Origin of the sequence: Janthinobacterium sp. 67 (assembly GCF_002797895.1) — a bacterium.
Classification (GTDB): Bacteria; Pseudomonadota; Gammaproteobacteria; order Burkholderiales; family Burkholderiaceae_D; genus Janthinobacterium.
In genome coordinates, this window is record NZ_PGES01000001.1 from 3199369 (window position 1) to 3213296 (window position 13928).

Sequence of the window (13928 nt, forward strand, 5' to 3'; positions counted from 1 at the left end):
ACTTTGATGCAGGTTGAGACATTGCGCCATGGCAATGGTAATATCCCGCAATCATCTAAGGAGTCGTCATGGCGGTCACGCATCAACATCTACCCCTGGAACAAGTTCGTCCCGGCATGATCTTGTCGGATGTCTTGCTCGATGCGCATGGACAAGTGCTGTTGCCGCAAGGCGCGGTATTGACGGAAAACATGCTGGCTCTGATGCCCCGCCACAACATCGACATGCTGCCCATCCAGGCGCCGCCCCCTACTCCGGAAGCCATCGCCGCACAGCAGGCGGCCGACAGCGAACGGCTGGCCTATCTGTTCCGCAAGCATGATCCCGACGATCCGGCGGATGCGGCCACCACCTTGCTGCGCAGCTATGTCACGGCTTACCGCCTGGGTACGGGAGAGGCCGCATGAGCACCCAGCTGACGCTCGACGATATCGTCGCCCACCTCGATGACCTGCCTTCCTTGCCCGCCGTCGTGATGGAACTGCTCGACAGCATCGACCAGGAAGACGTGGATATTTCCGTGCTGGCCAAAAAAGTGTCGTACGACCAGGCGCTCACGGCAAAAACCCTGCGCCTGGCCAACTCGTCGCACTATGGCTTGCAAGTGAAGGCCACCACCATCCAGCAGGCGATCACTTACCTGGGCTTCCAGACGACGCGCAGCCTGATCACGTCGGCCGCCATCACGGGCTGCTTCCCGGAAGGTCTCTGCCCCGGTTTCGACGACAAGGCCTTCTGGCGCCATTCGGTGGCGACGGCCGCCTGCGCCAAGGTGCTGGCGCGGCAGATTCGCTTCAACCAGGATTACGCGTTCACGGCCGGCTTGCTGCACAACATCGGCCGCCTCGTGCTGGTCAGCAGCTTTCCCGCCCACTATGCGCAAGTCATCGCGCACCAGGCCGCGCACGATTGCAGCCTGCTCGAAGCGGAGCAAACGGTGCTGGGCGTGGACCACGTGCAGGCGGCCGTGGCCCTGGCCGAACACTGGAATTTTTCCGATACCATGCGCTTGGCGCTGGGCAACTACCTGCAGCCGGAAGCGCCGGGGGCAGGCTTTCTCGCCTCGCTGATCCACGTGGCCAATGCCATCGTTTGCGCGCTCGACCTGGCGCAGGCGGGCGACGACATGGTGCCGCGCGTCTCGCCGGTGGCCTGGGATGCGCTGGGTCTGGGCGAAGACGCGTATCTGCAACTGTTCCGCGAAACGGAGCTGCGCTACGACGAAATCACCACGGCATTGCTGAGCTGAACAACGCTGCAAATGCAAACGGCTCTCGCTGCGAAGCGAAAGCCGTTATGCGTACTGCAATACGTCCATGTAAGCCGGTCTGCTGCCCGGTCCACGCCAGCCTGTTGCCGCCAGCAGCTATGCAAGCGGCACAGTCAGCGTACAACCGCCACATCAGTGCGCGTAATTCGATTCTTGCGCATCGCCGCGGTCTTCCGCTTTTGGACGGCCCTGGGCGTCGGACAGACGATACTTGGTGCGGCGGTCGCCCATCAGGTCGCGCAGGTCGCGGATGCTCATGCCCGTCACTTCATGCATGCGTATCAGCAGCGAGGCGCCGACCGGCAAGCGGTGGTGGCGAATCTTGCTGATGACCGGTGGCGCCACTTCAAGCAGACGCGACAAGGCTGCATCGTTCTTCAGCTGCATCTTGCTCAGCAGAATATCCAGCAGGTGGTTGGGGTTGTAACTTTCTTGCGATGCTAATGCATGATGTGCCATGATTTTTCCTCGTCTGGTGAATGTAGAAAATAATGCCGATACGAACTTAAGGCTGGCTTAGAGTGTTTAAATAAACGTCTTGCCCACTTATTCAGCCTTCCCCCGCCCTTCCTCCTTATCGCACTGCCCGCACAGGACTCGCACAGCCACGCCCAGCCAACGTACGCAACTTGCCGCGTGAGTGAAAAGCACTGCAACCCACCAAAATGAATTGCATATAAGACAATATACTAGCCCAAACACGCGGCATCTGCGCCTCGCGCAAACTTCCTGATTGTTAAATATCAATCAAGCTGCTGGTTGGCTTGGCAACGATGCTATTTCAACACATTAGGATGCCAGCGGGCGCACACAAGGCTTTGCAGCAACTTGTTACAAATCAATGGTGACGTATGGCAATAAATGCGTTTGGGCATCACGACACATGGCGACATATGCAGGCGGCAACCTTGTCGACAAGGTCAGCACGACATGGCCCGCCCCGGCGATTTACGCTAAACTATGGCCTGAACTTGCAGCGAGCCTGCCACCGGGCAGCCAGAGGCGCCCGGCCGGTCATCCGCCGCGCCCCACCCTGAGCGGCCCCCTGCGCTGCAGCATCCTGCCCAACCATCCTGTTTGCCGCCACATTTACCGATAAGCGCCCGACTCCATGCAGAAAAAAGTATTCATTAAAACCTTCGGCTGCCAGATGAACGAGTACGACTCGGACAAGATGGCCGACGTGCTGGGCGCCTCCGATGGCCTGGTGCGCACGGACACGCCGGAAGACGCCGATGTGATCCTGCTCAATACCTGCTCCGTGCGCGAAAAGGCGCAGGAAAAAGTGTTTTCCGACCTGGGCCGCCTGCGCGAACTGAAACTGGCCAAGCCGCACCTGCTGATCGGCGTGGGCGGCTGCGTGGCGTCGCAGGAAGGCGACGCCATCGTCAAGCGCGCGCCGTATGTCGACATGGTGTTCGGCCCGCAAACCCTGCACCGCCTGCCGCAGATGATCGAACTGCGCCGCGCCAGCGGCGATGCGCAGGTGGACATCAGCTTCCCGGAAATCGAAAAATTCGACCACATGCCGCCGGCCAAGGTGGAAGGCGCCTCGGCATTCGTCTCCATCATGGAAGGCTGCAGCAAATACTGCAGCTACTGCGTCGTGCCCTACACGCGCGGCGAGGAAGTGTCGCGCCGCTTCGAGGACGTGCTGACGGAAGTGGCGGGCCTGGCCGCCCAGGGCGTCAAGGAAATCACCCTGCTGGGGCAAAACGTGAACGCCTACCGGGGCGCGATGGAAGGCGGCGAGATCGCCGACTTCGCCCTGCTGCTCGAATACGTGGCCGACATCCCCGGCATAGCACGCATGCGCTTCGTCACCAGCCATCCGAAGGAATTCACGCAGCGCCTGATCGACGCCTACGCGAAGATCCCGCAGTTGGTCGACCATTTGTATCTGCCGGCGCAGCACGGCTCCGACAAGATCCTCGGCGCCATGAAGCGCGGCTACACGGGCCTCGAATACAAGTCCATCATCCGCCGCATCCGCGCCGTGCGCCCGAACATGGCCATTTCGTCCGACTTCATCGTGGGATTTCCTGGCGAGACCCAGGCCGACTTCGACGCCATGATGAAGCTGATCGCGGACGTGGGCTTCGACAACAGCTACAGCTTCATCTTCAGCAAGCGTCCCGGCACGCCGGCCGCCAGCCTGGAAGACGATACGCCGCATGAAGTGAAACTGGCCCGTTTGCAGCAGCTGCAGGCCGCCATCGACGCCAACACGCGCAAATACAGCCTGGCCATGGTGGGCACCGTGCAAACCATTCTCGTCGAAGGCCGCTCCAAAAAGGACACCGATGACAGTGAGCTGCAGGGCCGCACGGAAAACAACCGCGTGGTCAATTTCGACGCCGGCCCGGACGCGCTGCAGCTGGTCGGCCAGCTGGTCGACGTGCGCATCACCGAGAGCCATTCCTACACCCTGCGCGGCGAACTCGTCGCCAGCGCCCCCGCATTGAAAAGAGCCAGTTGAAAACCAAAGCCCCGATACAGCCGCATTACTTCATCCCCGAGCCGCTGGACAACACGCGCCTGGCGCACCTGTGCGGACCGCTCGATGAAAACCTGCGCCAGATTTCCGCCGCCCTCGACGTGACGATCTTCCGCCGCGGCGAGAAATTCATCGTCGGCGGCAGCAATGCCGAACGCGCCGTGGAAATCCTCGAGCAGTTCTACGCCATCGCCAACAAGGTCGTGCCGCTGGAAGAAGTGCAGCTGGCCCTGGTGGAACAGCGCGCGGGCCTGTCCGCCGCGTCGGAACACCATGCCAACGCGCCCGCCAGCACCTTCGTCGAGCCGGACATCGCCAGCCCCGTGCTGAAAACGCGGCGCTCCGACCTGCGCGGGCGCACGCCGCACCAGATCGCCTACCTGCGCGACATCCTCGAACACGACATCAGCTTCGGCGTGGGTCCGGCCGGCACGGGCAAGACCTATCTGGCCGTCGCCTGCGCCGTCGACGCGCTCGAACGCGACGCCGTCAAGCGCATCATTTTGACGCGCCCCGCCGTCGAAGCGGGCGAGCGCCTGGGCTTCTTGCCGGGCGACCTGGCGCAAAAGGTCGACCCGTATCTGCGTCCCCTGTACGACGCGCTGTATGACTTGCTGGGTTTTGACCGCACGCAGAAGCTATTTGAAAAACAGGTGATCGAGATCGCCCCGCTGGCCTACATGCGCGGGCGCACCTTGAACCACGCGTTCGTCATCCTCGATGAAGCGCAAAACACCACCGTCGAACAGATGAAGATGTTCTTGACGCGCATCGGCTTTGGCAGCAAGGCCGTGGTGACGGGCGACGTGACCCAAGTCGACCTGCACAAGAGCCAGGCGAGCGGCTTGATCGACGCCGTGCATGTGCTGAAAGACGTGCGCGGCATCGGCTTCACGCAATTTAACAGCACCGACGTGGTGCGCCATCCGCTCGTCGCGCGCATCGTCGATGCCTATGAAACGGCGCAGGCGGCCAGCGCCGACGCCGCCCACCTGCCCTCCCTATTGAAACCAGCCGCCGCCAAAAATGTCCGAAAAAAATAAACTGTCCCTGTCCGTGCAATACCCGGACACCCGCCTGGAAACCCTGATCACGCGCCCGAAAGTGCGCCGCTGGGTCAAGGCGGCCCTGTTCGCGCCCGCCGAATTCACCATCCGCTTCGTCGACGCGGAAGAAGGCCGCACCCTGAACCGCGACTACCGCGAAAAGGACTATGCCACCAACGTGCTGACCTTCGCCTACAACGAAGGCGAAGAACTGGGCGACGACGAGCCGACGCGCGCCGACATCATCCTGTGCACGGACGTGCTGGAAAAGGAAGCGGCGGAACAAAAGAAGAGCGTGGAAGAGCACACGGCCCATTTGATCGTGCACGGCGTGCTGCACGCGCAAGGCTACGACCACATGGATGACGAGGAAGCGGCCGAGATGGAGGGCCTGGAAACGGACATCCTCGCGAAACTCGGCATCAGCGATCCCTACGCGGACCAAAAATAAACCGCGCAGACCCGGTAGGTCGGGGTAGGTCGGGTTAGCCCGCAGGGCGTAACCCGACAACACCCCACATGCCGCAATGGCGCCATCAACCACACACGCAACAAGGACACACTATGGGCACTTGGGCCACCGACGCCTTCGGCAACGACTACGCCATGGACTGGGCGCAGGACTTGCACGAATATAAAACCCTGGAACTGGTCGAGACGACGCTCGACAACGTCATCGACAGCCAGGAAGCGGAGCTCGAGGCGCCGTTCGCCGCCGAGGCGCTGGCCGCGCTGGAAGTGATCGCGCGCCTCTTGGGCCAGCCTGGCGAGGGCGCGGACGACCCGGCCACCGTCGAGGTGGACGAATGGGTGGCCGCCTGCAAGAAGAAGGTCACGCCGCCGCTGCTGGAAAAGGCGCGCCTGGCCTTCGAGCGCATCACGGCCGAATCGTCGGAACTGCGCCAGCTGTGGCAGGACAGCGAGCATTTCACCGACTGGCAGGCCGACGTGGCGGCCTTGCGCGCGCGCGTGCTGGGCCCGGAAGCGGCCTGAAAGATCGCGCAACGGCGCACTTCGGCGTATTAAATTTGCATCAAAAGCGGGGAAATCCGGTATGACCCCACTTTTGGTGTATCCTATATCCCTTCGCAACAACGGCTCACGCCTCCTATGCCCGAGCACCCTAGTGGCGTCAGAACTGACGTCAAGCCCCACCGGTCACTGTTTGAACGCCTGACCGCACTCATTTCCCCCGAGCCAGAGAACCGTGCAGAATTGCTCGATGTTCTACACGATGCGCACGAACGCAAGCTGATCGACGCCGACGCCCTGTCGATGATCGAAGGCGTGTTCCAGGTATCGGATCTCTGCGCGCGCGACATCATGATTCCCCGTTCGCAAATGGATGTCATCGACATCAGCAAGCCGATCGAGGAATGGATGCCGGAAGTCCTGTCCACCGCCCACTCGCGCTTCCCCGCGATCGAAGGCGAGCGCGACAAGGTCATCGGCATCCTGCTGGCGAAAGACTTGCTGCGTTATTACGCAGAAGAAACTTTCGACGTACGCGACATGCTGCGCCCCGCCATCTTCATCCCCGAATCGAAACGCCTGAATGTGCTGCTGCGCGATTTCCGCGCCAACCACAATCACATGGCCATCGTCGTCGATGAATACAGCGGCGTCGCCGGCCTGATCACCATCGAAGACGTGCTGGAACAGATCGTCGGCGACATCGAGGACGAATACGACTTCGACGAAGCCGAAGACAACATCCTCTCGCTCAAGGAAGGCCAGTTCGGCCCCCGCTGGCGGGTCAAGGCATTGACCGAACTCGAACAGTTCAACGAAGAAGTGGGCAGCCACCTGGTCGACGACGACGTCGACACCATCGGCGGCCTCGTCTCGAAGTACCTGGGCCGCATGGCGCACAAGGGCGATATTTTCGACCTGGGCAATCTGCGCTTCGAGGTGCTGCGCGCCGATGCGCGCCAGGTGCACGTGCTGCTCGTCGAGCGCCTGCCCAACGTGCCGGAACTGGAACTCTGACATGCGCGTGCTGTAAATGCGTTTCAGACGCGCCGATCCCAACGCCCCCGCCAAACCGCCCCGCAGCACGTGGGCGCGCATGCTGACTGCCGCCATCGCCGGCGCCGTCGCCGTGCTGGCGTTCGCCCCTTTCGGCTACTGGCCGCTGCAAATCCTCAGCCTGGGCGTGCTGTTCTACCAGGTGCTGCGCGCTTCGGACGTCAAGGCCGGCGCGCTGATCGGCTGGGCCTACGGCTTCGGCTGGTGCGCGGCCGGTACGCACTGGCTGTACATCTCCATGCACCGCTATGGCGACATGGCCGCACCGATCGCCGCCATCGCCGTGGCCCTGCTGGCCCTGCTGATGGCCATTTACGTGGCCCTGGCCATGGGCGCGGCCGCCTGGCTGCGCCAGCGCTGGGTGCTGTCCCTGCCCGCCATGACCTTGCTGGTGCTGCCCGCCACGTGGACCCTGTTCGAATGGACGCGCGGCTGGCTGTTTACGGGTTTCCCGTGGCTGGCCACCGGCTACGCCCACAATACGGGCCCGCTGGCCGGTTTTGCCCCCATCGTCGGCTCGTATGGCCTGGGCTGGCTGGCGGCGCTGTCGGCCGGCGCCCTGCTCTTGCTGACGCACCGCACGCGCTGGAGTGCGCTGGGCGGCATCATCGCGCTGTACGCGGCCGGCATCGGCTTGCAATACGTGAACTGGACCCACCCTGTCGGACGCCCGATCACGGTGCGCCTGTTGCAGGGGAACGTGCCGCAGCAGCAGAAATTCGACCCCGGCTTCGTGCTGGGCGCCCTGCAGATGTACCAGAGCGCCATCACCAGCGCGCCGGCCGACCTGATCGCCACGCCGGAAACGGCCGTTACCGTGCTGCCGCACCAGCTGCCACCCGGCTATCTGGATAGCCTGGCGACGTATTCGCAGCAGACGGGCAGCACGATTCTGGTCGGCATGCCCGTGCTCGACGAGCAGCAGCGCTTCTACAATGCGGCCGTGGGCATCACGCCCAACGGCACAGAAGGCCCCTACTACCAATACCGCAAGCACCACCTGGTGCCGTTCGGCGAATTCGTGCCGCCCGGCCTGCACTGGTTTGTCGCCATGATGGCCATCCCGCTGGGCGACATGGGCCGCGGCGCGGAAGTACAAGCGCCTTTGCCCGTGCGCGACCAGCTGGTGCTGCCGAATATCTGCTACGAAGACCTGTTTGGCGAGGAAATCGCCGGCCAGCTGGCCAGCGCCCACCGCCGCGGCAAGCAGTCGGCGTCAGTGCTGCTCAATATCTCGAACCTGGCCTGGTTCGGCGACTCGATCGCCATCCCGCAGCATCTGCAGATTTCGCAGATGCGCAGCCTGGAAACGGGACGCCCGATGCTGCGCTCGACGAACACGGGCGCCACCGCCGTCATCGACGGCAAGGGCGTCGTGCAAAGCCTGCTGCCGCCGGAACAGCAGGCCACCCTGGCGGCCAAGGTGCAAGGCATGGGCGGCATGACGCCATACATTCTGTACGGCAATAAACTGGTGCTGGCCCTGGCCGCGCTGGCCTTGCTGACGGCCTTCCTGCTGTCGCGCGCCGCCCGCCGTGGCAGCGCCGCGCAGCAATAAGCGGCCGATATTGCCCGAAGAGTCACAGTGGGCCCGTAAAAACCGCTAAAATTAGCAAAACCCCGGCCCGGACGCGCTGCCAAGCATGCGTCCGGGCTTCAAGCAAACCTTAACAAAGCGCAGCCTCCCGCGCGGCGAACTCATACGATGCTCACATTTCAACAAATTATCCTGACCTTGCAAACCTATTGGGACAAGCAAGGTTGCGCCCTGCTCCAGCCTTACGACATGGAAGTCGGCGCCGGCACTTTCCACACCGGTACCTTCCTGCGCGCGATCGGCCCGGAACCTTGGCGCGCCGCGTATGTGCAGCCGTCGCGCCGCCCGAAAGATGGCCGCTATGGCGAAAACCCGAACCGCATGCAGCACTACTACCAGTACCAGGTGGTGTTGAAGCCGGCGCCGGAAAACATCCTCGACCTGTATCTGGGTTCGCTGGCCGCCCTGGGCCTGGACTTGAAGCAGAATGACGTGCGTTTCGTCGAAGACGACTGGGAAAGCCCGACCCTGGGCGCCTGGGGCCTGGGCTGGGAAGTCTGGCTGAACGGCATGGAAGTAACGCAGTTTACCTACTTCCAGCAAGTGGGCGGCCTCGATTGCAAGCCCGTGCTGGGCGAGATCACCTACGGCATCGAACGCCTGGCCATGTATCTGCAAGGCGTGGAAAACGTGTATGACCTGGTGTGGACCGAGTGGGAAGAGAACGGCACTACGAAAAAACTGACCTACGGCGACGTCTTCCACCAGAACGAAGTGGAGCAATCGACCTACAACTTCGAGCACGCGAATACGGACCTGCTGTTCGAACAGTTCGGCAACTACGAAGCGGAAGCGAAGCGTTTGATCGAGCTGCAACTGACCCTGCCCGCCTACGAAAAGATCATGAAAGCCTCGCACAGCTTCAATATGCTGGACGCGCGCGGCGCCATCTCGGTGACGGAACGCGCCGCCTACATCGGCCGCGTACGTACTCTGTCGCGCCTGGTGGCGCAAGCGTATTACGACTCGCGCGAGCGCCTCGGTTTCCCGATGCTGCCCGCCGCAGACCAACCCGCCGCCGCTTGATCGCCTAGCTCATACACCGCCGTACCAGACAAGAACACCATGAACCAAACACTGCTCATCGAACTGCTGACCGAAGAACTGCCGCCGAAAGCGCTGGCCAAACTGGGCGCCGCCTTCACGGCCGGCATCGTCAACGGCCTGAAAGCGCGCGACTTCCTCGAAGCCGACAGCGTCGCCACCAGCTACGCCTCGCCGCGCCGCCTGGCCGTCTCCATCACCAATGTGCGCGAAGTCTCGCCCGACAAATCGATCCGCGAAAAAGTCCTGCCCGTCTCCGTGGCGCTGGACGCGAACGGCAACGGCACGCCGCCGCTGGCCAAGAAACTGGCCGCGCTGGGCTTCCCCGACCTGACGGTAGCCGACCTGGAACGCGCCGTCGACGGCAAGGCTGAAAGCTTCTTCTACACCTACACGGCGCCGGGCAGCCAGCTGGCCGCCGGCGCGCAGGCGGCCTTGACGGAGTCTTGCGCCAAGCTGCCGATTCCAAAACTGATGAGCTATCAGCGCCCGGACGGCACCACCGTGCAATTCGTGCGCCCGGCCCACAGCCTGATCGCCCTGCACGGCATCAATATCCTGCCATTGACCCTGCTGGGCTTGACGGCCGGCCGCAGCACCCTGGGCCACCGCTTCCTGACCGACGGCGAACCGATCGCCATCGCGCACGCGGAAAACTACGCGCCATCGCTGATCCTCAACGCCAGCGTCATCGCCAGCAACGAGGAACGCAAGGAACGCATCCGCGCCCAGCTGCTGGACAAGGCTGGCGCCGATCAGGTCTTGATGCCTGAAGCGCTGCTCGACGAAGTGACGGCCCTGGTCGAATGGCCGGTCGTGTATGAATGCCACTTCGAGGAAGAATTCCTGGCCGTGCCGCAGGAATGCCTGATCCTCACCATGCAGACGAACCAGAAATATTTTGCGCTGACGGACAGCGAAGGCAAGCTGCGCTCGCGCTTTTTGATCGTCTCGAACATCGAGACGGACACGCCCGAGCACATCATCGGCGGCAACGAGCGCGTCGTGCGCCCGCGCCTGTCCGACGCCAAGTTCTTCTTCGAGCAGGACAAGAAGAAAACGCTGGCATCGCGTTTGCCGCTGCTGGCCAACGTCGTCTACCACAACAAGCTGGGTACGCAAGCGGCACGCACAGAGCGCGTCAAGTCGCTGGCTGGCGCCATCGCCGCCAAATTGGACTACGACGTGGCACTGGCCGAACGCGGCGCCCTGCTGGCCAAGGCCGATCTGCTGACCGACATGGTGGGCGAATTCCCCGAACTGCAAGGCATCATGGGCACGTACTACGCGCGTCATGACGGAGAACCGGAAGAAGTGGCGCTGGCCGCCTCCGAACACTACCAGCCGCGCTTTGCCGGCGACGCCCTGCCGTCCACCGCCACCGGCACCGCCGTGGCGCTGGCCGACAAGCTCGAAACCCTGGTCGGCATCTGGGCCATCGGCCTGGCGCCCACGGGCGACAAGGATCCGTTCGCGCTGCGCCGCCACGCGCTGGGCGTGCTGCGCATGCTGCTGGAAAAACGCCTGCCGTTGTCTATCAAAGGCTTGCTGGCGGATGCGGCGGCGCAGTTCGCGGCCGTGCCCGGCTTCAAGGACCCGGTCGCGGACGTCACCACCTTCATGCTCGACCGCCTGCGCGGCATCCTGCGCGAACGCGGTTTCTCGCCGAATGAAATCGAAGCCGTCGTGGCACAGAATCCGGACCGCCTGGACGACATCGTGCAGCGCCTGGAAGCCGTGCAGGCGTTCGCCGCCCTGCCGGAAAGCGCCTCGCTGGCAGCGGCCAACAAGCGCATCACGAACATCCTGAAAAAGAACGAGGAAGCGCTCAAGCTGGTTGCCGATAGTGGCGTCAACGTGGCGCTGCTGCAGGACGAAGCGGAGAAAAAACTGGCCGCCGCCGTCTCGCGCGTGCAGCCGGAAGTCGACGCGGCCTTCGCCAAGGGCGACTTCACCAGCACCCTGCAAACGCTGGCGCAGCTGCGCGACGACGTCGACGGCTTCTTCAACGACGTGATGGTGATGGCCGAGGATGTCGCCCTGCGCAACAACCGCCTGGCCTTGCTGTCGTCCCTGCACGGCATGATGAACCGCGTGGCCGACATTTCCAAGCTGGCGGCATAATGGGTACTCCGGCGCTGAAACTGATTATTCTCGACCGCGACGGCGTCATTAATCATGACTCGCCGGACTTCATCAAGTCGCCGGCCGAATGGCTGCCGATCCCCGGCTCGCTCGAAGCGATCGCCCGCCTGAACCAGGCCGGCTATCGCGTGGTGATCGCCTCGAACCAGTCGGGCATCGCGCGCGAATACTTCGACATGACGGTGCTGAACGCGATCCACCAGAAGATGCACACGCTGGCGCAGCAGGTGGGCGCCGATATCGATGCCATCTTCTTTTGCCCGCACGCGGGCGCGGACAATTGCGACTGCCGCAAGCCGAAACCGGGCATGTTCCATGAAATCTCGCAGCGCTACAACACCAGCCTGAAAGGCGTGCCCACGGTCGGCGATTCGCTGCGCGACCTGCAGGCCGGTTTCATCAGCGGCTGCGTGCCCTACCTGGTCTTGACGGGCAAGGGCGAAAAAACCAACGAGACGGGTGGCCTGCCGCCCGGCACCCAGGTCTTTCCCGACCTGGCAGCCGTCGTCAGCCACCTGCTCAAGACGCCAGCCGCACCGGCGCCCACCGTGGCATTCAGCATCTAATCTTCGGAGAACCGCATTGCGTAATATTTCCCTGTTCCTGCGATCCCTGCTGTTCATGATCATCATGATCGTGGCCACCATCGTCTGGGCCTGCGTGTGCTTTTTTGCCGCGCCATTGAGCTACAACAAGCGCTATTGGGTCACCTCGCGCTGGAACGTGTTTATCCTGTGGTGCGCCAAGGTCATTTGCGGCATCCGCTATGAAGTCAAGGGCGCCGAGAACTTCCCCGACGCGCCGGCCATCGTGCTGTCGAAGCACCAGTCGGCATGGGAAACCATCTTTTTGCTTCCCAGCCTGCCACGCCCGCTCGTGTATGTGTTCAAGAAGGAGATTTTGTACATCCCCTTCTTCGGCTGGGCCATGGCGCTGCTGCGCATGATCCCCATCGACCGCAAACAGGGCAAGCACGCGTTCAAGAGCGTCGTCGCGCATGGCAAGCGCCGCCTGGCCGATGGCCAATGGATTATCATGTTCCCTGAAGGGACCCGCATTCCCGTGGGCCAGGCGGGCAAGTACAAGAGCGGCGGCACGCGCCTGGCCATCGCCACGGGCGCCGTGGTGGTGCCGATTGCGCACAATTCAGGCGAGTGCTGGCCCAAGCAGTCATTCCTCAAACGCCCGGGACTGATCACCGTCTCGATAGGCAAACCGATTTCGCCGGAAGGGCAAACCCCGGACAGCATGATGCAACAGGTGGAAAATTGGATAGAATCAGAAATGCGCGTCATTTCGCCTCACGCCTACAACGCTGGCTAGACGGCATCAGCGCGGTCATCCAGGAGCCGACGCTGCGCCAGCAGATGAAGACCATCAAGGTCGGCGACCAGCAACTGGATTTGTTCGCGCATGACGTCTCGACCAGCACGCCCCCGGCGGTGCGCCCCACGGCACCGCCAGCGCCGCCCGTGGCGCCACCGGTAGTGGCGCCCGCGCCGCCCATCGTTCGCCCTGCCCCGCCTCCCCTGCCTTCCCCGCCACGCACCGCCGATGGCCCGCCATTGCGCCAGCTGCAGCTGGGCAGCCACCTCGTCGAATTCGCCCTGCGCCGCTCCACGCGCCGTTCCATCGGCTTCATGATCGACGATAACGGCTTGCGCGTGACGGCGCCCAAGCGCGTCACCCTGGCCGAGATCGACAACGCCATCCGCGCCAAGCAAGGCTGGATCGTCTCGAAACTGCTGGAACGGGGCGAGCGCAAGGTGCAGCGCCAGCAGCGCCCGCCCGTGGCCTGGGTCGACGGCGCCGTACTGCCCTACCTCGGTGGCGAGATCACCTTGCGGCTGCACCAGGCGCCGCGCCACCGCGCCAGCTTCCAGCGCGAGACGAATGAGCTGCACGTATGGGTCACCCCCACGGGCAGCGAGCAGCAATTGAAGGAAAAAGTGAAAGGCTGGTTCCAGCACGAAGCGCGCCAGCTGTTCGAGGCGCGCCTGGACCTGTACGCGGACAAGCTGGGCGTGCGCTACGATTCACTGTCGCTGTCGTCGGCCGGCACGCGCTGGGGCAGCTGCACCATCGAGCGCAAGATCCGCCTGAACTGGCGTTTGATCCACTTCGCCCTGCCGCTGATCGACTACGTGGTGGCGCACGAGCTGTCGCACCTGCTGGAAATGAACCACAGCCCCCGCTTCTGGGCCACCGTGGAATCGATTTATCCCGACTACGATGGGGCCAAGCAGGCGCTCAGAAAGCGCTCGCAGGAGTTGCCTATTTTGTTCACGTAGGCGCCTGTCG

The 13928-nt window shown here is 63.1% G+C and carries 14 protein-coding genes; 13 read left to right on the top strand and 1 reads right to left on the bottom strand.

Annotated elements, in window-relative coordinates; translation table 11 throughout:
• Positions 1-68: 68 nt before the first annotated feature.
• Together CLU90_RS14365 and CLU90_RS14370 are read left to right on the top strand one after the other, a co-directional pair.
• On the top strand, positions 69-407 hold the full coding sequence (locus tag CLU90_RS14365; protein ID WP_232731203.1) for a hypothetical protein: 339 nt from the start codon (positions 69-71) through the stop codon (positions 405-407).
• On the top strand, positions 404-1249 hold the full coding sequence (locus CLU90_RS14370; protein WP_100428246.1) for an HDOD domain-containing protein: 846 nt from the start codon (positions 404-406) through the stop codon (positions 1247-1249). Before CLU90_RS14365 ends, CLU90_RS14370 begins: the two co-directional genes overlap by 4 nt.
• A 153-nt stretch (positions 1250-1402) precedes the next feature.
• On the opposite strand, the gene CLU90_RS14375 is transcribed toward CLU90_RS14370, so the two are convergent.
• Complete coding sequence (locus CLU90_RS14375; RefSeq protein WP_034746769.1) at positions 1403-1729, bottom strand: hypothetical protein; 327 nt, start codon at positions 1727-1729, stop codon at positions 1403-1405.
• A gap of 652 nt (positions 1730-2381) precedes the next feature.
• On the opposite strand from CLU90_RS14375, the gene miaB reads away from it, so the two are divergent.
• From miaB to CLU90_RS14430, 11 genes are all read left to right on the top strand, one after another.
• Positions 2382-3749 carry a tRNA (N6-isopentenyl adenosine(37)-C2)-methylthiotransferase MiaB gene (gene miaB / locus CLU90_RS14380; protein WP_100428247.1) on the top strand — a complete coding sequence of 456 codons (1368 nt, stop codon included), beginning with the start codon at positions 2382-2384 and terminating at the stop codon, positions 3747-3749.
• Entirely contained in the window at positions 3746-4810 is a 1065-nt protein-coding gene (locus tag CLU90_RS14385) for a PhoH family protein (protein WP_100428248.1), read from the top strand. The genes miaB and CLU90_RS14385 overlap by 4 nt, the downstream gene beginning before the upstream one ends.
• On the top strand, positions 4794-5264 hold the full coding sequence (ybeY, locus tag CLU90_RS14390) for an rRNA maturation RNase YbeY (protein WP_100428249.1): 471 nt from the start codon (positions 4794-4796) through the stop codon (positions 5262-5264). Before CLU90_RS14385 ends, ybeY begins: the two co-directional genes overlap by 17 nt.
• Positions 5265-5377: 113 nt before the next feature.
• Entirely contained in the window at positions 5378-5806 is a 429-nt protein-coding gene (locus CLU90_RS14395) for a DUF4259 domain-containing protein (RefSeq protein ID WP_100428250.1), read from the top strand.
• Between the two features lie 117 nt (positions 5807-5923).
• Complete coding sequence (locus tag CLU90_RS14400) at positions 5924-6802, top strand: HlyC/CorC family transporter (RefSeq protein ID WP_092711434.1); 879 nt, start codon at positions 5924-5926, stop codon at positions 6800-6802.
• A gap of 16 nt (positions 6803-6818) precedes the next feature.
• Positions 6819-8399 (top strand): apolipoprotein N-acyltransferase, encoded by a 1581-nt coding sequence (gene lnt, locus CLU90_RS14405; RefSeq protein ID WP_232731204.1) that lies wholly within the window; start codon positions 6819-6821, stop codon positions 8397-8399.
• 147 nt (positions 8400-8546) lie between these two features.
• Positions 8547-9464 (top strand): glycine--tRNA ligase subunit alpha, encoded by a 918-nt coding sequence (gene glyQ, locus CLU90_RS14410; RefSeq protein WP_034746745.1) that lies wholly within the window; start codon positions 8547-8549, stop codon positions 9462-9464.
• A gap of 39 nt (positions 9465-9503) precedes the next feature.
• Complete coding sequence (gene glyS / locus CLU90_RS14415) at positions 9504-11606, top strand: glycine--tRNA ligase subunit beta (protein ID WP_100428251.1); 2103 nt, start codon at positions 9504-9506, stop codon at positions 11604-11606.
• Complete coding sequence (gene gmhB / locus CLU90_RS14420) at positions 11606-12193, top strand: D-glycero-beta-D-manno-heptose 1,7-bisphosphate 7-phosphatase (protein WP_100428252.1); 588 nt, start codon at positions 11606-11608, stop codon at positions 12191-12193. Before glyS ends, gmhB begins: the two co-directional genes overlap by 1 nt.
• A 16-nt stretch (positions 12194-12209) precedes the next feature.
• Positions 12210-12950 carry a lysophospholipid acyltransferase family protein gene (locus CLU90_RS14425; protein WP_034746739.1) on the top strand — a complete coding sequence of 247 codons (741 nt, stop codon included), beginning with the start codon at positions 12210-12212 and terminating at the stop codon, positions 12948-12950.
• A 44-nt stretch (positions 12951-12994) separates the two neighbouring features.
• Positions 12995-13918, top strand: coding sequence for a M48 family metallopeptidase (locus CLU90_RS14430; protein ID WP_092711438.1), 924 nt, complete (start codon positions 12995-12997; stop codon positions 13916-13918).
• The last annotated feature ends 10 nt before the right edge of the window (positions 13919-13928 follow it).